The organism is Sporosarcina sp. P37 (genome assembly GCF_002109365.1).
Taxonomy (GTDB): domain Bacteria; phylum Bacillota; class Bacilli; order Bacillales_A; family Planococcaceae; genus Sporosarcina.
In genome coordinates this window covers 34,960-58,478 of the sequence record NZ_CP018869.1, presented here as the reverse complement: position 1 = coordinate 58,478, position 23,519 = coordinate 34,960, and the positions used below count along the sequence as shown (strand labels likewise).

The 23,519-nt window shown below is 39.5% G+C and carries 20 protein-coding genes and 1 pseudogene; 15 read left to right on the top strand and 6 right to left on the bottom strand.

Annotation, left to right across the window (positions count from 1 at the left end):
* Nucleotides 1-329: 329 nt before the first annotated feature.
* Entirely contained in the window at nt 330-575 is a 246-nt protein-coding gene (locus tag SporoP37_RS16695) for a hypothetical protein (RefSeq protein WP_085431898.1), read from the bottom strand.
* A 170-nt stretch (nt 576-745) separates the two neighbouring features.
* On the opposite strand from SporoP37_RS16695, the gene SporoP37_RS17775 reads away from it, so the two are divergent.
* The 5 genes from SporoP37_RS17775 to SporoP37_RS16670 all read left to right on the top strand — a co-directional run bounded on the left by SporoP37_RS17775 (nt 746) and on the right by SporoP37_RS16670 (nt 6,745).
* Nucleotides 746-1,279, top strand: a complete 534-nt coding sequence (locus SporoP37_RS17775) for a DUF6431 domain-containing protein (RefSeq protein WP_085430167.1) — start codon at nt 746-748, stop codon at nt 1,277-1,279.
* A 134-nt stretch (nt 1,280-1,413) separates the two neighbouring features.
* On the top strand, nt 1,414-2,670 hold the full coding sequence (locus SporoP37_RS16685) for a DDE-type integrase/transposase/recombinase (protein WP_085430168.1): 1,257 nt from the start codon (nt 1,414-1,416) through the stop codon (nt 2,668-2,670).
* Nucleotides 2,663-3,466: an ExeA family protein gene (locus SporoP37_RS16680; protein WP_085430169.1), complete on the top strand. Its 804-nt coding sequence runs from the start codon at nt 2,663-2,665 to the stop codon at nt 3,464-3,466. Before SporoP37_RS16685 ends, SporoP37_RS16680 begins: the two co-directional genes overlap by 8 nt.
* Nucleotides 3,463-3,720, top strand: coding sequence for a hypothetical protein (locus tag SporoP37_RS16675; RefSeq protein ID WP_085430170.1), 258 nt, complete (start codon nt 3,463-3,465; stop codon nt 3,718-3,720). The genes SporoP37_RS16680 and SporoP37_RS16675 overlap by 4 nt, the downstream gene beginning before the upstream one ends.
* 1,666 nt (nt 3,721-5,386) lie before the next feature.
* Nucleotides 5,387-6,745, top strand: a complete 1,359-nt coding sequence (locus SporoP37_RS16670; protein ID WP_085431897.1) for a replication-relaxation family protein — start codon at nt 5,387-5,389, stop codon at nt 6,743-6,745.
* Nucleotides 6,746-6,914: 169 nt separating this feature from the next.
* Here SporoP37_RS16670 and SporoP37_RS16665 read toward each other — a convergent pair whose 3' ends face one another.
* The 4 genes from SporoP37_RS16665 to SporoP37_RS16645 all read right to left on the bottom strand — a co-directional run bounded on the left by SporoP37_RS16665 (nt 6,915) and on the right by SporoP37_RS16645 (nt 11,263).
* On the bottom strand, nt 6,915-7,775 hold the full coding sequence (locus tag SporoP37_RS16665) for a hypothetical protein (protein ID WP_157118670.1): 861 nt from the start codon (nt 7,773-7,775) through the stop codon (nt 6,915-6,917).
* 1,149 nt (nt 7,776-8,924) lie between these two features.
* The gene (locus tag SporoP37_RS16660) at nt 8,925-9,362 is read right to left on the bottom strand and encodes a hypothetical protein (protein WP_143565475.1); all 438 of its coding nucleotides are present in this window, start codon (nt 9,360-9,362) and stop codon (nt 8,925-8,927) included.
* Between the two features lie 700 nt (nt 9,363-10,062).
* Nucleotides 10,063-10,464, bottom strand: a complete 402-nt coding sequence (locus SporoP37_RS16650) for a hypothetical protein (protein ID WP_085431893.1) — start codon at nt 10,462-10,464, stop codon at nt 10,063-10,065.
* Complete coding sequence (locus SporoP37_RS16645; protein ID WP_085431892.1) at nt 10,457-11,263, bottom strand: AAA family ATPase; 807 nt, start codon at nt 11,261-11,263, stop codon at nt 10,457-10,459. Before SporoP37_RS16645 ends, SporoP37_RS16650 begins: the two co-directional genes overlap by 8 nt.
* A 633-nt stretch (nt 11,264-11,896) precedes the next feature.
* On the opposite strand from SporoP37_RS16645, the pseudogene SporoP37_RS16640 reads away from it, so the two are divergent.
* The 5 genes and pseudogenes from SporoP37_RS16640 to SporoP37_RS16620 all read left to right on the top strand — a co-directional run.
* Nucleotides 11,897-12,783: pseudogene (locus SporoP37_RS16640) on the top strand (IS1380 family transposase); the annotation flags it as partial.
* A gap of 384 nt (nt 12,784-13,167) precedes the next feature.
* Complete coding sequence (locus SporoP37_RS16635; RefSeq protein WP_085431891.1) at nt 13,168-14,406, top strand: acyl-CoA dehydrogenase family protein; 1,239 nt, start codon at nt 13,168-13,170, stop codon at nt 14,404-14,406.
* Between the two features lie 51 nt (nt 14,407-14,457).
* On the top strand, nt 14,458-15,534 hold the full coding sequence (gene dctP, locus SporoP37_RS16630) for a TRAP transporter substrate-binding protein (protein ID WP_085431890.1): 1,077 nt from the start codon (nt 14,458-14,460) through the stop codon (nt 15,532-15,534).
* Nucleotides 15,535-15,601: 67 nt separating this feature from the next.
* Nucleotides 15,602-16,099 (top strand): TRAP transporter small permease, encoded by a 498-nt coding sequence (locus tag SporoP37_RS16625; RefSeq protein ID WP_085431889.1) that lies wholly within the window; start codon nt 15,602-15,604, stop codon nt 16,097-16,099.
* Nucleotide 16,100: 1 nt separating this feature from the next.
* Nucleotides 16,101-17,396, top strand: a complete 1,296-nt coding sequence (locus SporoP37_RS16620) for a TRAP transporter large permease (RefSeq protein WP_085431888.1) — start codon at nt 16,101-16,103, stop codon at nt 17,394-17,396.
* An 87-nt stretch (nt 17,397-17,483) separates the two neighbouring features.
* On the opposite strand, the gene SporoP37_RS16615 is transcribed toward SporoP37_RS16620, so the two are convergent.
* Nucleotides 17,484-19,364, bottom strand: coding sequence for a helix-turn-helix domain-containing protein (locus SporoP37_RS16615; protein WP_085431887.1), 1,881 nt, complete (start codon nt 19,362-19,364; stop codon nt 17,484-17,486).
* A gap of 152 nt (nt 19,365-19,516) precedes the next feature.
* Here SporoP37_RS16615 and SporoP37_RS16610 point away from each other — a divergent pair, with 152 nt between their 5' ends.
* The 5 genes from SporoP37_RS16610 to SporoP37_RS16590 are packed head-to-tail and all read left to right on the top strand — an operon-like array spanning nt 19,517 to nt 23,519.
* Nucleotides 19,517-20,260 carry an SDR family oxidoreductase gene (locus tag SporoP37_RS16610; RefSeq protein WP_085431886.1) on the top strand — a complete coding sequence of 248 codons (744 nt, stop codon included), beginning with the start codon at nt 19,517-19,519 and terminating at the stop codon, nt 20,258-20,260.
* A gap of 20 nt (nt 20,261-20,280) precedes the next feature.
* Nucleotides 20,281-20,733: a Zn-ribbon domain-containing OB-fold protein gene (locus tag SporoP37_RS16605; protein ID WP_085431885.1), complete on the top strand. Its 453-nt coding sequence runs from the start codon at nt 20,281-20,283 to the stop codon at nt 20,731-20,733.
* Nucleotides 20,726-21,877, top strand: a complete 1,152-nt coding sequence (locus SporoP37_RS16600) for a thiolase family protein (RefSeq protein WP_158233646.1) — start codon at nt 20,726-20,728, stop codon at nt 21,875-21,877. The genes SporoP37_RS16605 and SporoP37_RS16600 overlap by 8 nt, the downstream gene beginning before the upstream one ends.
* Entirely contained in the window at nt 21,877-22,356 is a 480-nt protein-coding gene (locus tag SporoP37_RS16595; protein WP_085431904.1) for a MaoC/PaaZ C-terminal domain-containing protein, read from the top strand. Before SporoP37_RS16600 ends, SporoP37_RS16595 begins: the two co-directional genes overlap by 1 nt.
* A gap of 11 nt (nt 22,357-22,367) precedes the next feature.
* Nucleotides 22,368-23,519 (top strand): acyl-CoA dehydrogenase family protein, encoded by a 1,152-nt coding sequence (locus tag SporoP37_RS16590; RefSeq protein WP_085431883.1) that lies wholly within the window; start codon nt 22,368-22,370, stop codon nt 23,517-23,519.

The window sequence follows — 23,519 nt, the reverse complement described above, 5'->3', positions numbered from 1 at the left end:
TGCAAAACACACCTGCTAAGGGTTTGGGGGCTTGCTATTTAATTCTATGAATTCACTATAAGGTTTTAAATTAGTTCTTTAATTAACTCTGTAATTAGTTATTCTATATACACGTATAGATCATATATTTCATTTATTCATTGGAAAGAACATTTTTTAAACTATCTGAAAGAAACGGTGATAATTAAACTACAGTTCCTCTAAACCATGCAATATTTTTCGCGTAATGAATCCTAACGACTTATCATTATAATTGGATGTCTCGGTATGTAACCAATGTATGAAGTACGCATCTAGCGCATCTGCTTTCACACTCTCATAGACACCACTCATTCTTTCCTATCTATATTCAAATCAGCTACGCCTTTTTCTATTGCTTTCATCGTCTGATCGGCTCCATACTTATCTGCCAGCTTCAACGCTATCTCTGTGCTACGCACAGCGGTCATGATGCCGTCATTCGTTGCAAGCTTGATGATGCTATCGAATGTTTTCAAATCTTCCTCTGTGACGTTCAATCCTTTATTTTCTGCCCATTGTCTTAATTCAATCACTCGTTGTTCCCGTTTGATCATTATTATCAACTCCCTGGTTCTCTGTTGTCTTATTCGCCTATTCGTGTAACCGAGCACTATAATTCATTCATAAAGATACGTTTCTTTTCAAATTCTTTCGGCATCCCCTCTATACTCTTCCGAGATAATGTGCTAAATTTTTTGCATATTAGATAGGAGGGGGTTTTTTTATGATTGTTTTGTATAATTTTGGAATTGGATTGAAAGAGTATGAAGAGCGGGGATTGCTCAATGAATTTCCCTTATTTACACATTGTCCTAACTGCCAATGTCATGCGCCTGGAAATCTACATCGCCACGGTTTTTATTGGCGTAATGGAGTCACAGAGAAGCACGTAGTGAGACGAATTCCGATCTGCCGTCTCAGGTGTCAACGGTGCAGGATGACCATCTCCGTCTTACCCGACTTCCTGATTCCCTATTTTCAATACACCCTGCGGGCAGTACTTTTGCGAGTAGTAGAAATTCTAGAAAAGAAGATAAAAAGTGAGGGTCGCCAACTACTCCGCTTTCATCTGAATCGATATCTTCGACAGGTCAAGTGGGTGCATAGCTATTTTGTCGAGCAAGGGGAAGTCCGGGGGCTTTCAAACGATAAAAGAAAAGAGGCCACAAAATACATGAAAAGGATCCTCGATTTTGGCGAATCCTCCTTCTTGCGAAGGAGCCAGGGTCACTTATCAAGATATTTTATGGCAAATTAATTCTACCACAAATTCGACGGAAATCTACATATTCTAGATACCACATAACCTTTTCATAGCCATGAAATGCAGGTGAAAGTAGAATAGTATTCATGGATGACCGGTCGTCCTTCTACTAAAAGGAGGAAGATTCCATGAACGAAAAAACACGAGATGAAGTGGCCTTGTTTCGCTATGGGCTGATTGCCCCGCTTGTCAACCAGCAGGTGGAAGCAAAGAGTTATCTGCAAAGAATTGAAGAGAAAGTACATACCATTCCCTACTATGGAGAACGGAGAATTGCCGCAAAGACCGTACAGGAATGGCTGCGCCACTACCGGAGGGATGGCTTTGACGCATTGAAACCCAAAAAGCGTGCAGACAGAGGGATCTCACGCAGACTTTCAGCAGACGAACAAGATCATCTACTGGAAAAGCGAAAAAAATCTCTCCATATGCCAGTCAGCGTCTTCTACGAACAACTGATTGAACAGGGAGAGATCAACAAAAATGAAGTTTCTTATTCCACTATAAACCGATTAGTGAAAAAACACAACTTGACAGGGAAACATCGTGTCTCTATGAAAGAAAGAAAGCGATTTGCGCACGATCAAGTCAATGTATTATGGCAAGCTGATTTATCGCATGGTCCCTATCTTTCCGCCCAAGGAAAAAGCAGGAAGACGTTTCTGATTGCCTATATAGACGACTGTTCCAGGCTGGTGCCCTACGGGCAGTTTTTCACCTCGGAGAAGTTTGACGGGCTACGTGTCGTTACAAAGGAAGCGTTGATTCGGCGTGGTAAACCTGCCATTATCTATGCGGATAATGGAAAGATCTATCGATCGGAGACCCTCCAGTATGCCTGTGCACAACTTGGAATCACTCTCGCTCATACGCAGCCATACGATCCTCAAAGCAAGGGGAAAATTGAACGGTTTTTCAAGACGGTGCAGACTCGGTTCTATCCTCTTTTACAGTCTGACCCTGTAGAGACAGTGGACGAACTGAACATCCGCTTTTGGCACTGGTTGGAAACGGATTACCATCGTCGTGTCCATGCTTCATTGGATGGTCGTACACCGCATGAAGTTTTTCAATCGCAACTCGATCAGGTCGTGTTTTTGGAAGACCCTGAGATATTGGATCCTGTGTTTATGAAACGGGAGCAACGAAAAGTAAAAGTGGATAGTACCATTACGCTGGATAAGAAGCTCTATGAAGTTCCACAGCGTTTCATTGGGCAGTCGATTGATCTGCGGTTGGATGGCAAGGGTGTCTATATTTATGAAGAGGACCAGCGAGTAGGCGAAGCGATACCCGTCCATCTTCATGATAATGCGCATGTGAAGCGGTCACGATCTCCTTTTCAACCGACTCTAGAGGAGAAGGAGGATACACGTCATGTATAAATCCTTCTATTCATTGGCACGTGTGCCTTTCTCTAAAGATCTGACATCTACCGAAGCCTTTCCCTCTTCTGATTATCAAGGAGCGCTAGGCGCCCTTCAGTATTTACAAAAGACCAAAGGCATGGGACTGATTATTGGGGAGCCAGGGGTAGGGAAAACGTTTACCTTACGGTCTTTCAAGGAATCACTGAATCCTTCTCTGTATCATGTCGTCTATTTTCCTTTATCAACAGGCGGAGTGATGGATTTTTACCGCGGACTCGTCTACGGGCTGGGTGAGGAACCGAAGTTTCGGAAAGTGGATCTCTTTCGGCAAATCCAGCAAGGGATTGAGCGGATGGCGCACGAACGAAAAGTCACGCCGGTCTTTATTCTGGATGAAATGCATATGGCCAAGGACGCGTTTCTGCAAGATATTGCCCTCTTATTTAATTTTCAGATGGATTCACAAACGCCGTTCATCTTGGTTTTGGCCGGGTTACCGCACTTGAAAACCCGATTACAATTACAGCATAATCGTCCGCTCTCTCAGCGGCTCATCATGAAATATGAGATTCATTCCCTTCCGAAGGAAGAGGTCAAGCAGTACATCCATCACCACTTGACGGCAGCGGGTGCCCACCTGCCCATTTTTAATGAGAACGCGTTAGAAGCCATCGCTTTACATTCTCAGGGATGGCCTAGAGCTATCAATACGTTGACCATTAACAGCTTATTGTTCGGATCGCGATTACAAAAGGAACAGATTACGGAGGAAGAGGTACGGCTGGCCATTGAGGATGGTGGGTTTTCATGAAACGAGGTATTTTATTGTTTCACCAAGAGAGCGAAGAATGGAATATTTGGGTCGGTCACACGTGTTATTGGGTGTTCCCAGGTTGCCACCTCGACCTGAAGATCGACCAACAGTATCTTCCAGCTGTGCTCATGAAAGACGCGGAGTGGATTATCGCCCTCCTTGGTGTGGAATTTCATCTTCGTGAAGAACAAATCTATAAAGTTCGTGTGCAAGCATGCGATTATGTATCCGTCACTGAGGCCCCTTTTTGAGGGGCTTTTTTTAAGGAGTCTGCTGGATTATCATGAAAAGTTTTTTGCATATTGCCAATCAATGTGAAAAACTATGAAAAAGTTTCTCTTATCTTGGCTGAATTACTGTGAATATAGACTACTGGGTTAATGTGCTCGGTTACACTATTCGAATAATACTTTACCATTTGTCTGCAGTAATTATTTAATCTGTTTCTTCGACATGCAGAACTCCATATACCCCATAACTGCCTTAAATGAGTTCACCAATTCGAGACCACCTTCTTTTGAAATGTTTTGTATGAGCATTTTTTTCGTAGATTATTGATCAAATTTGATATTCTGTTCAATCCCTTTAAATATCGCCTGGAGTTGATTATTTGTCATATCTCTGAAAAATGCATTGCTTTCCATTATTTATAGCTTCTTTCCATGTATCGGTATTCATCAGATTAGCTGGTTTTAGTATACACTAGAGATCAGAATTACCGCCCTGCTGTTAAAATTTATGAATATTAGACCCAATTTTTAGAAGGTGGTCATTTCGGTGTGCTCAGCTTTGTACAATAGTCTCTGATAAAAGACACCATGAATATGAATATTTTTAAAAAACCTCTACAAACATTGACATGTAGGCGTTCATTCATGGTGGCCATTTAAAGGCACTATGCTAAAAAATCTACAGAATTCTTTAGAATTCTTCTTTCTTTAATGAAGATAAATTAATGAAAACAAAAATCTGTTGATTCATCATTTGAATTAGGCTATTTAAACGGAAAATAATTCATAGTGTCTCTATATAGTCACCATGAACAACCATTGATAGATCAAGAGTTGTAAAGTTTCTATGTCGGAAAGTACCTTCATGGTCTCTATACAGGGACACCATGAATGCTTTAGAAAAAAGAATAGATCCACTACTATTCTCAAATCCCAGACCTAAATTCTCTAAATTGTGTAGCAAAGGGTTAAATAGCTCGATATAGATAATTGAAATCAGCTTCAATTATCTGCAATAACCACAGGGATATACAATAACAGAATCACTGCTATGCGCTTGAATCTCCAAGGAGCAGAATAGAAGAAAAGAATCAAATTGATTTAAATAATTTGTGATAAAGCATTCGAATCGTCTCCAATTATTTGCAATAGATGTGGATATACGCGGCAGCAACAGAATGGTATTACATGATAAAAGATTACCGCAGAATAGAAAAGTTAAGTTTAAATCAACTCGAATAAATGAAATTAAAGAGTGTTCCATCTCCTCTTGCATACATGAGTTTTATTTTCTTACCGTGTCAGCACGTTTACTCATGTCTCGAGTCAGTAGGTTTTAACCTAAAAAACGGTGTTATAGAAGTCATGTATCCGTGCATAAGTAGAAACGTTATCTCCTCCGTGTTTTGAGACCTCCTGATAGGTCATACTAATACCATCCTTGGACACAATAATATGGCAGGATAGGGTATAGAAGAGAAAGACTCAATATCATACCTACACCCAAAGTTTTCTGATGATAAAAACGACATTGAAAGACACTTATTAGACTGAAAATGGTATACTTAAATTCAGAAGTTAAATTATATACTCAAAACAGGAGCACCCTGAATATTGAACGTGGTAGGAATCCCTACGCGTTATATTCAGGGTGCTCTTTTTGTTGTAGAAAAGGAGAGAATTGTAAATGGATTTGAGGAATCGAAAGCGCGTAGCTAAGCTGAAAAGTCTAAAGGGATATGAAGGGATGTTTGTATATGAACATGATCTATTCGTATTGCAACAAATATTTATACACAAAGTGATGATCTCTGAGTCTATACATGAACTATTCGATTATGTTTCAAACGGAGAACGTAGCCGTAATTCTATAACGAACCGTATTACAAAATTGAGGAAAGCTGGAATCATAGTCCAAATGAAAAAACCAATCGCAAACAGTATATTTTATTTATACTATTATAAAATCGGGAAAAGAGGGCTTAGACTTCTTTTTCACTTCGATTTGCTTGATAAGTCGCTGGACTTTGACAGAACATATTCAGCTATACGAACAGTGAAAATCCCAAATCCCCACAACTCGGCTATGTCAATGACTGCGAACCGTAGTTATCTGGCCTGCTTAACGAATAAGAAAAGAGAAGTTGTTGAACATACCCGAGGAGCTGCACATGAAGAATTTCAGGGAGTGAAAGCCAGTATAGTGCCAGATTGGATATTTCAAAATGAGGAGACTATTATCTGTGTTGAGTGCGATACAGGCAAACAAACCTTGAATATTATTATGCAGAAATACAACCAATATCTGAAAAAAGCAAAAGAGTTGAATAGGATAGGAAAAAAACTAATTGTAATTTTTTCTGTTGCAGATGGAAGTGTCGGTCATGTTTATAAAGAGGATCGAAGCCGAAGAGTAGCTTCTATAAAAGAAATTATTCCTCCATTCTTAGACTGGCCTCAAGAGCCAGAAGGTTTTTACGGCGTGCAATTTTATGGAGTCTCTGCAAATCGTACACCCGCTTTAGTTAATCGATTGCTAACAGATATATCTTCGAAACCATCATTGAAACGGCGGCGAGCAGCAGAAGACTGGTTCCAAGAAATTCAAATACTTTTACCGTATTATGGTTTCGATATAGTAGAAGTAGATAAAGAAAAGGTTCTGTACTCTAATAGACTCAATAAAGAAATAGATTTTGATTTAGCATACCAATGGAGACAGCAAGGTAGCCCTTCGGAAGAGATACATTTAGTTGGCGTTATCTTTGCAGAGGAAGGATCTATCATCACTTATCAAACCATTGGGGCTAATTTAAAACGTATGCAAGGCATTCGTCAATATGCAAGTGCAACCTTACTGGTTTGCTATCCTGAGGAAGAGTCTGCTATCAAAGATGTCTATGGATATTCCATGCAAAATACCACTTTTCGTGTAACTGATACGAAAAATTGGATTGACGCAGATTGGACAGGAAAACCTCTGCAAGTGTTAGCTGTAACATCCACCTCTAAAAAGGAATGGAGACCATTAACATTGGATTTATAGGGTTTATATAAGAACATAGAAAACACACGGTCATCACAACCGTGTGTTTTCCATGTTACCATTTACTTTACCGTAGCTGATCGCTTACAATACGATCTATTTCCATTATGCGAAACGTACGTTCTACGGTCAACTGAACTTATTCAAAATATCTGCAATAAATATCTGGTTACTTATTAATCCTAAGGGTTTTATTTCTTTCAATTTCTTTTAAAACCTTTTCTTTATTTTCTATTTCTAGGCAATCCAATAATTCCCCAAGTAATCTAATTATTAATGCACTTATCTCTAACTCACTTGAATTATACATATTAACGATAAACATATTATCTACTTTTCGATAACCTGAAACAACTGTTGAATGAGCATGGTCGTTTTTATAACTACATATCATAGGAATAAAACCTTTCATTACTTTTTTATAATCAAAGTCTTCTTTGCCCCTAAACCAAAACTCAATAATATCTTCTTTAATCATAAGACCCATATAGTAATGACGATTCTTCCTAAAAAACGATAGTAGTCCCTCTTTTTTTACATTATCTAAATAGGGGGAAATTTTATCTTGTTCATTAAGACCACGACTTTTTTTGATTACGGTATCTTCAATGACTATTCCCCTAATTAACTTTATTTCATCATTTGATACTCGATTATGACTTTTAATAAGCATATTTATTAAGCCCATAACATTACCAAGCATATTTTTATTAAAACACTCTGTCATTCCTTCATAACTTATATCGAAGGAATACAAATGATCAATATATCTTGAACAAATGAATCTCTCCCAAGTTTTAATAACACTTATAGAATCACATTCCAAAATATATGATTCATCAAAATCTATAGGAAACTCTTTATATACATTACCTAAGTGCTTTAATCTCTTCTTACTCTTACTGAACCCTATCTTGAAAAAATTCTCGAAGTTCAATATATACAAAAATGTACTATTTTTTTTATTCAAAGTCTTTTTTGCATTCGGTTTCCCCAACTTAATATCCCACATTTCTATACCATAATTCATAAGTTTTTATAAGAATTCATTCACGTACATATCATAAGTATCCATACGCCCAGCGTGTCCAACTTAATAAGTAAGTAAACATAATGCTATCTACTATTTAAGTCAATCGCCGTAGCATCCAGATATTTATTACTTTCTATAAATTAGTTCGTTTATCACGCATCACAAAAGAGTTATATCACTCACCGAGGAAATGAGAAAAATCGTGGAGTTGAATTTGTCAGTATTCATGATAGTTTTAATACATCAAAATCAACAGGACATGCGACATTTGGAATCATGTGCATATAGCGGATTGCTTCTAAGTCTTTTTTTAGTGTTTTTGGTGTGACACCTTCTGCTTGTTGATATTAAATAAGGCGACTACATGCTTATCCGCAAATTTTTCATCTTGAATTTTTCGTCTAATAACCCAATGAAACTCCGACAACTACTTTTGTACATGGCATGGGTACCGAAGGGATTTGCCATAGTATGTCGATAAACTTTCTCCATATGTACCATGATCTGTGACGTTCCTTTTATCAGGTTTCCATCACCCTTTTCAAAAAGTGCATAGCTCTAACCGTTGGCACTCTAGAGCGTCCTTAGATTCCTCAAATACCGAAGGTTAAATCTAAAATACAAACCTTGTGACAACGGTGCTTCCAGTTGAATTTTAGATTTTGGCGCAGCTATCTCTTTGCCTGAATTTCTCCGTTTTTATAATTTGCTTTACTCCACTGCATAATTCAGTATTTGATAACTTTTTCTGAAAGCAAAAAAAGCCTTTGGTATCTGATTTTTTCCAAAGCAAAATAGAAGTCTATTGTGCTTACGCAACAATCAGCACAAAGGCCTGTCATTAGTCATCACCGACCAGTCTCGCATGACATGGGTCTGGCATTTAAAAATAAAGTAAGTTTATATGTTTATATTCCCTATACCCACGGCTAAGTACGTACCTAGTTCGCAATAGTACACTTTTACGGACTACCTGGATAGGTAAGTAAAAGACACAAATAAACGTCCGTTAAACTTATTAATTAGTTTACGGACGTTCTTCTGTTTGTGTTTACTTTTCCGAACATATAAAGATATAATAATAGAAACGAATGTTCTAGAAGGTATAAATTGGAGAAAAGAAAATTCGGATACGTTCGGGTTAGCTCAAAAGATCAAACAACCTCCTTCGTAACAATCGTAGCTGCCTGCTCTTTTATTAGGCAAAGCAGACTGAAAAAGCGTCGTAAGTATATCCGTATTTAAACGAACTTGCGTCTTTTCCTCTGTCTTTTGAACATCAAATAATCCGGTATTTAAAATTTGATACAACGCTTCACTGATTATCTCTACTTCTTCAGATGAACTAGCTACTAGAGTTTTCTCTTCTGAAACAGCTGTCTGCATAGAAAAAACGATAGAATGGTCTTTTCTTTTTTCTATTATCTGTGCTATTCCTTTTACTCGATATTCATCTTTTAATAAAAGGATCATGCGAAGTCTTAGTATGGCAGGAAAGTTTAAGCGTATTGCACTTGGAGTAGTCGGTGTCTCGTCTTGGCTTGCGAAGAGATAGTCTTCAAACGGCTTAATATAATAACGCAACTGTGCATCGACCTGGGGTAGAACAGAATTTTTTCTACAATTTGATCTAAATAAGAATCGGTATATAGAATTGTTTCTAATAGCGTATCAAAAATCACTGCAAGTAGTGGATCATTCTTTAATAACTTTTGGATTCTTTGTTTGTTGTCGTTACTCATTCTATAATCCCCCTAAACTTTTCTCTTCTTCTCTTTTCTATTCCTTTCTATTTTAACCTTCAAATAAATCTCTTTAAAAAGATATTTTACATATTACAAAATAAATTCGTGTTCATAATCGTCTCCTGGTAGCCTTGTATACCGTAATTATGGAGTTCTACCAACTTTACAAGATCAATCAGCCTTGCATGATGTACGTAATCTTTGATGGTCGTCGCATCCGTTTAGGCGTTGTTTTCGGCTTGATTTCCGGTAAATCCTCCTTTTCAAAGTCTCGTAACACGTAACGATTCTTATAGCGATTTAGAACGGAGATACTTCCCCGTTTTTTGAATTGTTGGAGCCTGCAACAACTTAAAAAACCAATCCCTCATATTTATGAGAGATTTGGTCTTTTTAATTAAGATTATCAAACAATCGTAGACCTTAGCAGCTAGTTTAGTTAAAATGAGTTGGTAATAGCATTACGATCTTTTTCCACCTCCTATATATTTTCTTATTTTGAAAAGTAGAAAATTCTACTTACAATAAGTATTCTTTTGTTATTTATCTTCAAAAAAAGCCTCCACCATAAAGTCGAACTGCCGTTGTTGGCGATCGGTCAACTCGTTTTTTACATAGCTATCAATCAAGTTTTGGAGGATGACATATGTTTTATGCTCGTCCATAAAGGAACCAAGTAAATTCAATTCGCTGTGAATCAAAGTAGGTACTTTTAAGCTTTTGGTACTATTCGTCTTGCCTACACCTAATTTCTTCCGATGTGTAGGGGGAGTAATTTTTGTCACTTCAGGTTTTGCTGTAGGCTTAACAACTGCAGGTTTTTCCTGCTTTTGTGGCTCTGTATAGCCAAAGTCCATATCGTTCTTCTTAACAGGGACTGATGGCTGCATGATTGTCGGCTTCTTTTTCTTTTTGATTAATCCACCTTTTTCATTACTCATATTTACCGGCCTCCTCGAATTGGGACAGTTTCGCTTCCAACTCGTCAATGACATCCAAGAAAACTTGATGGGCTTTGCGGTCATGCATATCGTTATTCGTAATCCCAGTCACATCCCACGCTTTTAGCCGTTCTAAGTGTTTGATGACACTATCCATGACGTTATCATTGCCGAACATTTCTCTTGCACGTTCGAGCGTAGAAATATCGACACGCCCACCTGGTCGAAGCAAAACAGGTAGCACGCCTGCGACTTGGATGTCAGCATCGTAGTTATCTGCCATGAATTGAAGGTACTTTATATACGTTTCGGCTCCTTCTAACGACAGCTCTTGCGCCTGCAGGATGATTAATACGTAATCAGCAGCCATCATCGCATTATCAGAAAAATCACTGATTGTTGGAGGGACATCAATGAAAATATAATCATAGTCATCACGAATTGGATCAAGAAGCTTCTTTAAATAAGAAACTTGATCAATTTCTTCTTTTATATTGGCATATAAAAATTTCGGGAAGTTTTTAAAGGACACTTGTGCAGGAATCACATGCAGGTTGTCCGTCATTTTAACGATGCATTCCTCCAGCGAGCCATTTTGAAAGCCTTCAAAAATACTCGTATTGATTTCAGTGACCCCTGTGGAACGCGCAATTAATGTACTCGCATTGCCTTGCGGGTCCATATCTACAAGCAACACCTTTTTATTGCGGTCAAAGGCTAACTCCCAACTTGCCATGACCGATACCTTCGTTTTTCCAACGCCACCTTTAAAGTTTCCCACCACGATTGTAATTGCCATTATCTCATCTCCTTCAAATCACGTTATCAAGTTCATAATCTATGTATCAAGTATAACTTAACAAAAAACACTTTGCAAAAGACTTCTTTGCAAAGTTATACTTTTAGATATTTTATGTGATGGATCACTTAGTGTTTTTCATTGAAGGGAAAATCTCTATAGCATTGAATAAGTCATTGGGGTGATGTTATGGATAACGTTATCGAAGCAAGCATGAAAATCAGTGAAATAGCCAGCAGATTGAGGTTAGAGACCGTTTCGATACGCAAGTACTGTCTTGAATTAGAGATTAGAGAAGTGAGGATTTGTCTTTCAGCGTAACGATGGAAAGAACAGAGATTTCACAAGTGAAGACTTACATGCACTATCTCAGATGAAACATTTGATTGAGGTTGTCAATATGAATCGGGGTGCGGCTGCTAACGTTGTTTTCACCGGTCATGTGTCTCCTAATGATACGGTAATGAATCACCGTCCGTTTCCGTATTGTTAATCAAGACTGATGGAACAAGTGGGTTGGACGAAGTACAACGTTACTTAAATCAACAGGGCAACCTTATGCGTAACGTTCAAAATAGCAATAATGTAGTAATTTTATTTTAAGTTGCGGACATAGCTGGTAATACTGTCACGTTTTTTGATCGTTTTGACGCAAAATCCATTGACCAACTACAAAAAGGAAATCAAGAACTTCTCGATAAAGTACATCGTCAAAGAGAATCCAAGGCAATTATCTTTGATCTAGATTCTACGCATTCAGATACATACGGTGACCAAGAATCAAAGGCTTATAATGCTCATTATGGAACTATAGGTTTCCATCCACTGGTTGCCTTCGACGGAGTCACGGGAGCTTTCTTGAAAGCACAGCTACGATTTAGAAATGTATACACGTCCAATGGTGCGGTGGACTTTATCAACCCATTAATTAAGAATTACAACGAACACTTTCCTGAGACAACTCAATTCATTCGTGGGGATAGTGGTTTTGCCGTGCCAGCACTGTACGCCATCTGCGAGGAGGAGTCCGTTAATTTTATGTGATCCGTCTAAAATCAAATGCCTTTTTATAACGGCTTGCTGAGGAATATTATCCCTCGGCCTTTACATCTGAAACAAGCCAGACTGAATGCTTTTTTGAAGAAATAGTTTACCAGGCACTTTCATGGTCGAAATCTCGAAAAGTTGTAATTCAATCTGTGCGTCCTGCAGGTGAGCTGTTCTTTACCCATAATGTCTTTGTGACTAATCTAGAAGAGGCGTTCACGCCAGAGGCAATCGTGCGCACTTATCAAAAGAGAGGTACGATGGAAAACTATATCAAGGAAGCCAAAAATGGTTTTGGATTTGATAGAATGTGCAGTCATACATTCCAAGTAAATGAGGCTAGGATGATCCTATGCCTGCTTGCCTATAACTTTGCGCACATTGGTTTTTCCAGAAGGCCAGAAACAGATGCAGATAAAATACAAACCATTCGTACACGACTAGTCAAGTTCGCAAGCAAATTAGTAAAGTCATGACGCTCCCCTTACTTCAAACTATCTTCAATTTTTGTGTGCTAAAAATCCTGCCGGTAGATACCTACCAGAATCCAACAGTTAAAATTCGAGTAAGAGTTATTTTCCATATGTTAAGAAGTCTGTCAAAAAGCACGAATTTTCGAAGCATAGGTAATAAAATGCAAGTTGAAAACGAGAAATTCATTTAAGATTTATAAAAACAAACAAATAGCAGGTGAAAACTAGCAAATCGAGTAATCCCTACCTGTGCATGAATAATTCAAGATCATGTATGTATCCTACAAAAAAAGTAATCATATTTGTCTATATTTGACATAGAAGTGCGATAGACTACTGGGTAGAATTTGGTTATAGTTAGAATATTTGAAAGGGGGATTCAATTTGGATTTCGCTATAAACGATGAAGTTAAAGAAGTTCTTGCAGCATTAAACAAATTTATTGAAGCAGAAGTTGTCCCACTTCAAGAAAAGTATAAGCGCGAGTTGGAAAATGAACGCTATTTTTATAATGAGGATGGAACATTTTCTCCATACGTTCGGGAAGCATTTAGGCAGATTCGGATGAAGTCGGCCGAAGCTGGATTTTACAATATGTTTGGGGAACCTGAATTAGGGGGATCAGGAGATGTTTTTGGTCCTGTTTCAATTGCCTTGATCTTTGAACATATGACAAAGAAGCACGGCATTGACCCTTTTACTTATGAAATTTTCCCCAGGGGCTTATTCACAGGTGGATTAACACCTGTTTTGCTTGGACTACAAGAAGAAATCCGTGAAGAAGTGCTGAAGGAAATTTCAGGTGGAGAAACATTGCTCTGCTTCGGTCTCAGTGAGCCGGATGCGGGGTCGGATATTTGGAATATGCAAACGAAAGCTGTACAAGATGGGGATGAATGGGTGATCAATGGAACAAAGCAATGGATAACAAATGCCCATTACGCCAAATATGTGATGACTTTCGCGATTACAGATCCGGAACTGGCAAAGGCGAGAAAAGGTGGAATCAGTTGTTTTCTCGTTCCAATCGATGGCAAGACAGTTGTCCCGACGTCGACTATTCCAACGCTTGGTCATTTGGGATCTGCCACGGCAATCATTTCATTTGAAAATGCCCGGGTCCATCAAAAATACATCATTGGAGATTTACACCAAGGATTTGGAAAAGCATTAAAAGGAGTGGATTTGGGCCGTATCGTCGTGGCGGCATTATGTGTAGGTGTTGCGCAATGGGCGTTAAAAATTGCAGTCAATTATGCGAATGAGCGTAAAACGTTTGGTGTGACGATTGGGAACCACCAAGCGATTCAATTGATGTTGGCTGATTGTGCAATGGATATTTATGCCGGGCGTAATATGCTGTTGAATTGTGCATGGAAGATGGAAAATCAATCCGAATTACCGCTTAAAGAAATTTCAATGATCAAAGCATTCTGTACAGAAATGGCACAAAGGGTCATTGATACTTGCATGCAAATTTGCGGCGGGATGGGTTTGACGAACGAAATGAAACTTGAAAAAGCGTGGAGATGGGCAAGGATGATGCGTATTCCAGATGGGACAACCGAGATTCAAAAAAGAACAATTGCGAAAAAATTGTTGCAAGGCGATTTACAATTTTAAGTTGAAAAGAAAATGAAAGCGGTTACTTGTGTAGAAAGAGGAGTGGGATAGATGAAAAAAATTTTCTCTATATTGGGCTTGGCCTTTATATTGATCCTAAGCGCTTGTAGTGAGGACAGTACTAATGGTACGAATATGGAAAACGATGAATCTGATAAAGTATACGAATTGAACGTCAGTAATATTCAGCCTTCCACGCATCACTATGTATACAACGTTTATGAACCGTGGACAGAATTTGTGGAAAAAGAAACAAATGGTCGAGTGAAGGTAAATGTTTATCATGGAGGGACTTTGGGCAAGCCTACTTCAGCTTTTGAAGATACCCGGGGCGGCATTGCTGATATAGGGTTGGTCATATCAACATACTATTATGATAGTATTTTCTTTCCATACACGATTGGAAATTTGCCGTTCGCTTTTTCTGATTCCGAGATAGGCAGTGAAGTCATTACGAATTTCGGGGAAAAATACGCCGTTGATGCGATTGAAGAGGAAGTTCATTACTTAGGTGGAAGTTATGTAACCGATCCATATAATCTATTCTCCAAAGATCCTATTAAGAAAATTGAAGATATAAGTGGATTGAAAATGAGAGTCCAAGGCAAATCGGATGTCCCGCTTGTAGAAGCGTGGGGCGGTGTTCCTGTATCGATTCCGTTGGATGAAACGTATGAAGCTTTGCAAAAAGGTACTTTGGATACCGCTTTCTATTCGACAATCGGCGTTTTGGGTCATAAATACTATGAGGTGGCACCATATGTAATGAAGATGGGGACAACCGTTACGCCTGTTACACCAATTATGAATAAAGATTACTATGAATCGCTGCCTGAAGACTTACAAAAAAAGTTTGATGAAGTGCTTGGGCCGAAATTGGCTGAGTTGTTGAGTGAGACGCACAAAAAAGAATTAGACAAAGCATATATTGAACTAGGCAAGCTTATTGAAGGCAAGGGAGAAATCATTGAATTGGCTTCTGAAGAAGAGGCAAAATTTAAAGCTACCGCCAAAACGATTTGGGATGATTGGGTAGAAGAAGCGAATGCAAAAGGTTATCCGGGTGACCAAATGATGGAAGACTTTAAGAAAATGCTACTTGAAGCAGGATTACAGCTACCATTCTAACTTGAGTGTAAAAAATATGTCTTGGTTGATAATCAAGACATATTTTTTACATATGGAGGTGAAATAAATGGGAATCGTGGAGAAATGGATAGGTTTTCTAACGACAATTTCAAGAAGAATTGCGATACTCACAATGTTGAGTATGGTGATTTTTACGACTTATGCAGTCATAAGTCGTAACTTGGGAGCTCCTGTCGTGGGAGATGTTGAATTTATGCAACTTGGTATGGTCATTTTAATTATGTTTGCGCTCGCATATACACAAAAAGAGAATGCACATATTTCCATCGGTTTGATTGTCGATCGGTTACCGCAAAAAGTTCAAGAATTTACAGATGTCATCAGCTATCTTTCCACTTTTATCATTTGTCTCCTCATTGGATGGGTAAGCTTTAAGAGTGGATTGAATTCGATGTCAGGGAATATAAAAACGACGGATTTGCTTGGTGTCCCACATTTTCCGTTTCGATTCATCATCGCATTAGGATTCACGATGTGGGGGCTGGAAGCACTTTTGAAGGTCGTCCGTTCTCTTGTCATTTTCTTTGCTGGAAAGGAGGGGTAATGTGAACATCGAGCTCCTCGGATTGATGGGTATTGTTTTAATGTTCATTCTCATGTTTTTAAGACTTCCGATTGCCATCGCGATGGCAATCCCAGCTTTACTTGGAATATGTTATTTAAAAGGCTGGAATACACTTACTACCGCTATTGAGACTATTATTTGGGATCATAGCTTCAGTTATACATTAACCACAATTCCTCTTTTCATTTGGATGGGCGAATTGCTATTTGTGTCCGGTGTTAGCAAGGAATTGTTTAAAATGTTTCGTTTGTGGTTGGGTCGTTTAAGAGGGGGGCTCGGTTTAGCTACAATCGGTGCGTCAGCGGTTTTTGCGGCTGCTTCGGGTTCTAGCTTGGCGACCACTGGAACGATGGGCGCAATTGCATCGAAGGAAATGGATCGATTCGGATACAAAGACTCGTTCTCCGCTGGAACAATTGTTGCGGGCGGTACGTTGGGGATTCTTATTCCACCGAGCACGGCATTTATCGTATACGGCATGTTAACCGAGCAATCCATCGGTAAGCTTCTTATAGCAGGTATTATACCAGGCGTTATGTTATCCGGATTATATATGTTGACAGTCTATATTTCAGCGCGGCTAAATCCGGACATCGCACCTGTAACTTCCGGCGGTGGATGGAGGGAAAGAATCCTTTCTCTCAAATCGACAATCTGGATCTTAATCTTGTTTATCGTCGTTATTGGTGGAATGTATATCGGTTTCTTCAGCCCGACGGAAGCAGCTGCAGTAGGTGCATTTGGAGCCATGCTCACGGCTTTACTAAAGCGGAAATTAACGTTCAAGAATTTTATAGAGTCTGCATCCAATACGTTAAAAACTACCGGTTTTTTGTTCGCAATCATGTTGGCAGCATTTATCTTGAATTACTTTCTTGCAATTACGAGAGTCCCGATGCTTATGGCGGATGTGATTGATTCACTTTCTGTGCCGAACTTTGTCATATTTATGCTGATCATCATAATGTATCTCATCCTTGGTGCTTTCATGGATTCTTTGGCGATGATCATCATTACGATTCCAATTATTTTACCAATCATTAATGCGATGGATATGGATTTAATCTGGTTTGGGGTGATTATCGTTTTGGTTATTGAATTAGGGTTAATCACACCACCTGTAGGAATGAATTGTTATGTATTGAAGGGTGTTTCAGACTACTCACTCGAAACTATCTTTAAAGGTGCAGCTAGCTTTATTATTCCGATCATCGTTATGATTCTCATTTTGTACTTCTTTCCTGAAATCGCTTTGTTCCTACCATCCAAAATGTAATGAAGATAAATGGGAATGAATGTTCATTACAACAAAGAGAATTAGAGAGTGGAAATGTATTCATTTCGTCACTCTCTATTTTTTTCGTCACTCTTGTTTAACAAGCCGATGGATGATGATGGCGATTTGAAGGTTAAGACGGTTTTTTGTGTGTGCTAAATCAATTTCCAGTATTTCTCCAATCCGGTTTAACCGATAGCGGAGAGTGTTGTAGTGAATATGTAGCTTTTCAGCTGATACCTGGATAGCTGATTCGTTATCCAGAAATACTTCTAGCGTTTTCAGTAATTCGGATTTGTTTTGAGCATCATATTGAATGATCTTTTCAAGGTACCGATTCATAAACTCTTTCATGTGCTCCGTATTTTCCGTATTGAATAATAACCCGATAATACCAAGTTCATTGAAATGGACAATAGGTGTTTTGAATTGAAATGAATGGGCAAATTCCGTAGCTTTTTTCGCCTCGTTGAACCCCTTAAGATAGTCTTTTACCCGAACTATAGCATTGCTAATCCCGATGTGGAATTGTAGTTCAGGATGCTTGTCCTCCACATAGTTGAGCGCGAAGTTTGCTACGGTTCGGATATGTTGTTCGGGTGTGACGAGGATAATTTTTTGACCTTGAATCATGCTGAGTGGCAAAAGTTCCTCGTCAATCAGGTAACCAAATTTTTCTATAACCCGATTCAACGATATTGTATGGTCCTCCTTACTCTCTATAGGACTCATTACAATAATGGCGTACGTCTTTTCAAACGAGATGTTTAAATAACGTGCCCTTCGAATAAGATTTTCCTCCGTTTCCAGCCCGGATATCAAATCATGCAAATAGTCTTGGCGTAATCGATTTTCGACTTCAATGCTCGTTTTCTCTTGGTTGATTTGCAGTGCAAGGACGTTTTTGGCTTGCTCGATTGCAACTACGCTCAACCGATCAAATGCTTTCAATCTTTTAGGAACGATTACATATGCAACAGTCTGATTATGCAGGGTAATCGTGAAAACGGAGAAGATCTGCCTCTTATGAGTTACTTCAAAAGAAGTTTGAGGATTGTCTTCGGATTGAAGGACGTATTTATACAATTCCGCGTGATTGAATTGGTCAATGTTGCTGGTCGCATTTCGTGGCGTTGCTTCATAAATGCAATTGCCAAATTCATCGAGCAATAAAATCGGTTCTTCAATGAAATTGGACACTTTTTGTAAAATCCCTTTGTTTCCGCCCTTATTGAGTGCTTCTTCAAAAAGTTCATCGTGTAGTTTACTTACCCGGACTTCATTCGAATACAGTTTTGCATTTGAAATGGACAACGCTGTTTGGTGACAGAAGTATTTGAGCATTTGCAGTAAGGGCAGCTTAGAATGATATAAAACGGTTCGGGCTAAAAAGATGATGCCAACCCGTTCGCCATGAGCAACCAATGGGGAACAGATAAGGGAAACGATGTTTTTTTCCTTCAAGTTTTGAAAAAGTGGGCTTTCCAAAGAAGTATGCTCGGAAATATCTGCTAAGATGAACGGTTCCTGATTTTTTGATAATTGCTTTTGAAAGGGTGAATCTAGAGATTCCTCGATAAACAACATATCGGATTTCCCGATTCCGGCAACTGCTTCTATACGTATGCAAGCTTTCTCATGATTAATCATTCCGACAAGGACGGAGTGTGCTTTGGAGACATCCAGTAGATGCGTAGCACTTAAATTCAGAATATCGGTCAGCGGGGCTAAGGAAGCGACTTCCAAGTTGATTTGATGCAGGATTTCGAATGTACTTGTAGAGAATTTCAAGAAATCCGCTTTTTGTTTTAAAGTTTGAAGTGCATAAAAGTGTGATTGTAATTTTTCATCACTATAATCCTCATGAAGTCTCTCTTTTAATGCATCCCATTTTTTCTCATCGTTGCTTTGGATGAGTGGAATCAGTTCACCAATAAAGTCACTGTAAGTGAGTTCGTTTTGGATCAACGGAAGGCCTCCTTCAATTCTCTTATTTTTCAATCTATTAATTAGTATGAATTATACAATAAAGTGAGCAAGTATTGTAGTCAATTGACATAGTTGACCTTTTGGGAAAGAAGTAAAATGAAGGAAATAGTGTAGATGAAAGGGGTTATTCAATGAGATTTCAAGATCAGGTCGCAATCGTGACGGGCGGGGCGGATGGAATTGGTAAAGAAATTGCTCGTAAATTACTTGTGGAAGGCACTATAGTCATCATTACCGATATTAATAAAGCTGCATGTGAAAAAACGGTGACGGAATTTCAAGCGGACGGTTTCAACGCTCATTCATTTCCAGCAGATGTTTCACAAAAAAAAGAAGTAATAGAAGTCGTTGAAAAAACAAAAGAGCAGTTTGGAAAGATTGATATTTTAGTGAACAATGCGGGGGTTGTCCGTGATGCAAGGATAACCGAAATGGATGAAGAAGACTGGGATCTTGTTGTAGATGTCTGTTTAAAAGGTTCCTTCCTTTTTGCGAAATATACGGCTGAGCATATGATTACGCAAGAATACGGGAGAATTGTCAATATTGCATCCCGTGCTTATTTGGGAAACCCGGGACAAGCCAATTACTCAGCTGCAAAGTCTGGCGTTCTCGGTCTTACGAAAGCGCTTGCAAAAGAATTGGGCAAGTACAATGTCACAGTGAATGCGATCGCACCAGGTTTGATTGAAACGAATGCATTGCGGAACCATCCGAAATACGAAAAGATTCAAGAGCTTCAAAAGCGTGATTCACCGATCAAACGTGTAGGTTCAAACGAAGACGTTGCAAATGCAGTACTGTTTTTCGCATCGGATGCTTCCTCTTATATTACTGGGGATATTTTACATGTAACAGGCGGAAGATTCGGCTAATCGAACGGGAGGCGAATGAAATGATGAATATTGAACGGAAAGCCATTCCCATAATGGAAGGCTTGTGGCAAATGGAAGCAGATGACAAACCACACTTGATGGGTAGTCGATGTAGGGAATGCGGAGAGATGTTTTTTCCAAGGAAGACATTGAACTTTTGTATGCATTGTCATAACGAGTCATTGGTAGAGATACTATTCTCCGGCAAGGGACGCGTTTTGATGTTAACAAAAGTGGAAAGACAACCAGCTGGTGGTTTTTATAAAGGTAAGGTTCCTTATACATATGGAATCGTTCAATTGGATGAAGGGATAAATATATTCTCACAGCTCGTAGATGATCCAACGCTATCAGCTGATGAACGTGTCGAGATGGTTGTTGTGAAATTGTATGAAGAAGATGAGAACGATGTCATGACTTTCAAGTTCAAAGCGGATAGCACGCTCCGGGAAGGGGTGAGAGATGATGGTTAATAACGCTCAATGGAAAGATGTATATGTTCAAGGAACCTATACTACGAAATGGGGTTTTTTTCCGAACATTTCCACCAGTTCAATGGGAGCTGAGGCGATTGTTGCTGCATTAAAAGACGCTCAAATAGATTGGGGAGAAGTGGACGCGGTTTTTGCAGGAAGTGTCTATCAAGGAACAGCTTCCGGGCATCGAGTAGTAGGTGAAGTTGGATTTACTGGCATTCCCATCGTCAATGTAGAGAATGCTTGCTCAAGTGGAGCGACAGCTTTTAGACTTGCATACGATTCAATTCGATTGGGGCAATACAAAACGGTACTCGCCATCGGATTTGAAAAGATGCCAAGGGGACCTATCCCGAGTACTGCTTTTCCGAGTTGGCAGTTAGCGATGGGCTTCAACGTGCAACCGGCTAATTATGCACTGGAAACGATGGAATACATGCAACAATATGGAGCTACTGTAGAAGATTTCGCGAGAGTCAGTGTGAAAAATAGGCGAAACGGTTCGCTAAATCCCAATGCGCGATTTCAAAAAGATGTCACCGTAGAGGAAGTGCTCCAATCGACAATGGTGGCATCTCCACTTCGTTTACTGAATTGTTGTCCATTGGCGGATGGGGCGGTCGCGATGATTTTGACGAATAAACCGACGAGCGATCGGGCGATTCGGGTTGCAAGTTCCGTATTGGTATCGGGTGTATACGGAGAAGAATCATATCAATCCGGCATTACGGCAAGCGTCCATCACTTCTCTTCAGAAGGCATTGTCGAAAATTCAGCTCGAGAAGCGTACGAAAAGGCAGGCTGCGGTCCGGAGGATGTCCATGTCGTGCAAGCATACGACAGTATGGGACCTGGTGAATTGTGGGACATTGAAAAACTTGGTTTTTGTGCAAGAGGAGCAGCACCTGAATTGTTGCGTGAAGGTGTCTTCGATTTGACGGGAAGTTTGCCGGTTAACACCGATGGCGGACTGTTGTCCAGAGGTCATCCGCTTGGTGCGACGGCTTTGGCACAAATTCATGAGATTGTATTGCAATTACGGGGAGAAGCCAGTCATCGACAAGTGTCCGATCATATGGTCGGTTTGGCACACGCGATGGGGGCAGGTCCAAATAGTGCAGTAACAATATTACAGCGGTGATGGGGTGGGGAAAAGTGGAAGATAGAGGACTGTTCTATGAGGATTTTCAAATAGGAGATAAATTCTTATCTCCTTCACGTACTGTTACAGAAACGGATGTCGTCAATTTTGCGGGTTTATCAGGTGATTATAATTTGCTTCATATGGATAAGGAGTATGCCAAAAACACGGTTTTTCAAGAACGGATTGCTCATGGATTGTTAGGACTGTCTATCGGATCCGGCTTGTTTACACGTACAGAGCTAAACCGACGAATGAGTAAAAATCTGATTGCACTTTTAGGGCTTGAGTCATGGGAATTTTTAGCGCCTATCAAAATTAGCGATACTATTCACCTTGAAATTGAAATCGTTGATAAGAAGAAAACGAGCAAACAAGACCGTGGAGTCGTGAAGTTTAATCGGAAAATCATTAATCAAAACGGAATCACGGTACAAGAGGGATTGACGCCGATGATGATTGCAAGGAGAACGAACTAGGGGGATTTAGAATGGCTTTTCAACTATCGGATGAACAAGTAATGATTAAAGAGACATTGGTGAAATTTCTTGAAAAGGAAATTGCACCAATGGTAGAAGAATACGAAAGAAATGAAAAACCTGTCACAAAGGAGATTGTGCAGAAACTTGTCCCATTTGGCTTTTTAGGTGGGCTGCTCCCGGAGGAAGCAGGTGGCCATGGTCTGGATTACACAACCTATTTTACAATGATAGAAGAATTATCCCGTGTATGGCCTTCTTTACGGGCGACGGTGGGGATTTCCAACTCCGTGCTCACGCATATTTATGAATACGGAACGGAGGAACAGAAAGAAAAATACTTAGGCCCATTGCTGCGCGGGGAAAAACTAGGTTTCTTTGCCCTTACGGAGCCGGATGTCGGGTCGGACGCTTCAAGCGTTGCAACTCGTGCTGTATTTCAGGATGATAAATGGATTCTAAATGGCACAAAGATCTTCATTACGAACGGTTTGGAAGGTGAAATTGGCATTGTCATCGTCCAGACAGATAAAACATTAGGGAATAAAGGAATTGCCGCTTTATTAGTTGATAAAGAAGAAACATCTTTTTTAGCTACAAAAATCGAGAAAATGGGTACCGTAAGTTGCCCGTTTGCTGAACTGGTTTTCGAAAACAGTGAAGTCCCTGCTAAAAATATTCTAGGCAATGTAGGCGAAGGGTTAAGACAAGGATTGAAGTTTTTGAACAGTGCACGAGCCATGGTTGCATATATTGCCACAGGCATTTCTCAAGCTTGTTTGGATGCTTCTATTAAATATGTGAAGGAGCGTCACCAGTTTGGGAAGCCGATTGGAAGTTTTCAATTGATTCAGGAAAAGATTAGTGAAATGATCACTCTGACGAATGCGATGCGGTTGCTTGGCCAGCAAGCAAGCTCCTTGCTTGACCATGGGAAAGATGCAAAAGTGGAATGTTCAATGGCCAAGTATTTTGCAACAGATCGCGTCCTGAGAGTAGCAGAAGAGGCCTTACAGATCCATGGAGGGTACGGGTATACGAAAGAGTTTCCTGTAGAGCGCTATTATCGCGATATCCGATACTTTACCATTGCTGAGGGAACAAACGAAATGCAAAAATTGATCATCGGACGAGAAGTGTTAGGTATATCCGCTTTTGTGTGA

Bases quoted from the DNA above. Each gene is read 5' to 3' on its own strand.
- SporoP37_RS16695 (WP_085431898.1), bottom strand. From the start codon at position 575: ATGATCAAACGGGAACAACGAGTGATTGAATTAAGACAATGGGCAGAA.
- SporoP37_RS17775 (WP_085430167.1), top strand. From the start codon at position 746: ATGATTGTTTTGTATAATTTTGGAATTGGATTGAAAGAGTATGAAGAG.
- SporoP37_RS16685 (WP_085430168.1), top strand. From the start codon at position 1,414: ATGAACGAAAAAACACGAGATGAAGTGGCCTTGTTTCGCTATGGGCTG.
- SporoP37_RS16680 (WP_085430169.1), top strand. From the start codon at position 2,663: ATGTATAAATCCTTCTATTCATTGGCACGTGTGCCTTTCTCTAAAGAT.
- SporoP37_RS16675 (WP_085430170.1), top strand. From the start codon at position 3,463: ATGAAACGAGGTATTTTATTGTTTCACCAAGAGAGCGAAGAATGGAAT.
- SporoP37_RS16670 (WP_085431897.1), top strand. From the start codon at position 5,387: ATGGATTTGAGGAATCGAAAGCGCGTAGCTAAGCTGAAAAGTCTAAAG.
- SporoP37_RS16665 (WP_157118670.1), bottom strand. From the start codon at position 7,775: ATGAATTATGGTATAGAAATGTGGGATATTAAGTTGGGGAAACCGAAT.
- SporoP37_RS16650 (WP_085431893.1), bottom strand. From the start codon at position 10,464: ATGAGTAATGAAAAAGGTGGATTAATCAAAAAGAAAAAGAAGCCGACA.
- SporoP37_RS16645 (WP_085431892.1), bottom strand. From the start codon at position 11,263: ATGGCAATTACAATCGTGGTGGGAAACTTTAAAGGTGGCGTTGGAAAA.
- dctP (WP_085431890.1), top strand. From the start codon at position 14,458: ATGAAAAAAATTTTCTCTATATTGGGCTTGGCCTTTATATTGATCCTA.
- SporoP37_RS16625 (WP_085431889.1), top strand. From the start codon at position 15,602: ATGGGAATCGTGGAGAAATGGATAGGTTTTCTAACGACAATTTCAAGA.
- SporoP37_RS16610 (WP_085431886.1), top strand. From the start codon at position 19,517: ATGAGATTTCAAGATCAGGTCGCAATCGTGACGGGCGGGGCGGATGGA.
- SporoP37_RS16605 (WP_085431885.1), top strand. From the start codon at position 20,281: ATGATGAATATTGAACGGAAAGCCATTCCCATAATGGAAGGCTTGTGG.
- SporoP37_RS16600 (WP_158233646.1), top strand. From the start codon at position 20,726: ATGGTTAATAACGCTCAATGGAAAGATGTATATGTTCAAGGAACCTAT.
- SporoP37_RS16595 (WP_085431904.1), top strand. From the start codon at position 21,877: ATGGGGTGGGGAAAAGTGGAAGATAGAGGACTGTTCTATGAGGATTTT.
- SporoP37_RS16590 (WP_085431883.1), top strand. From the start codon at position 22,368: ATGGCTTTTCAACTATCGGATGAACAAGTAATGATTAAAGAGACATTG.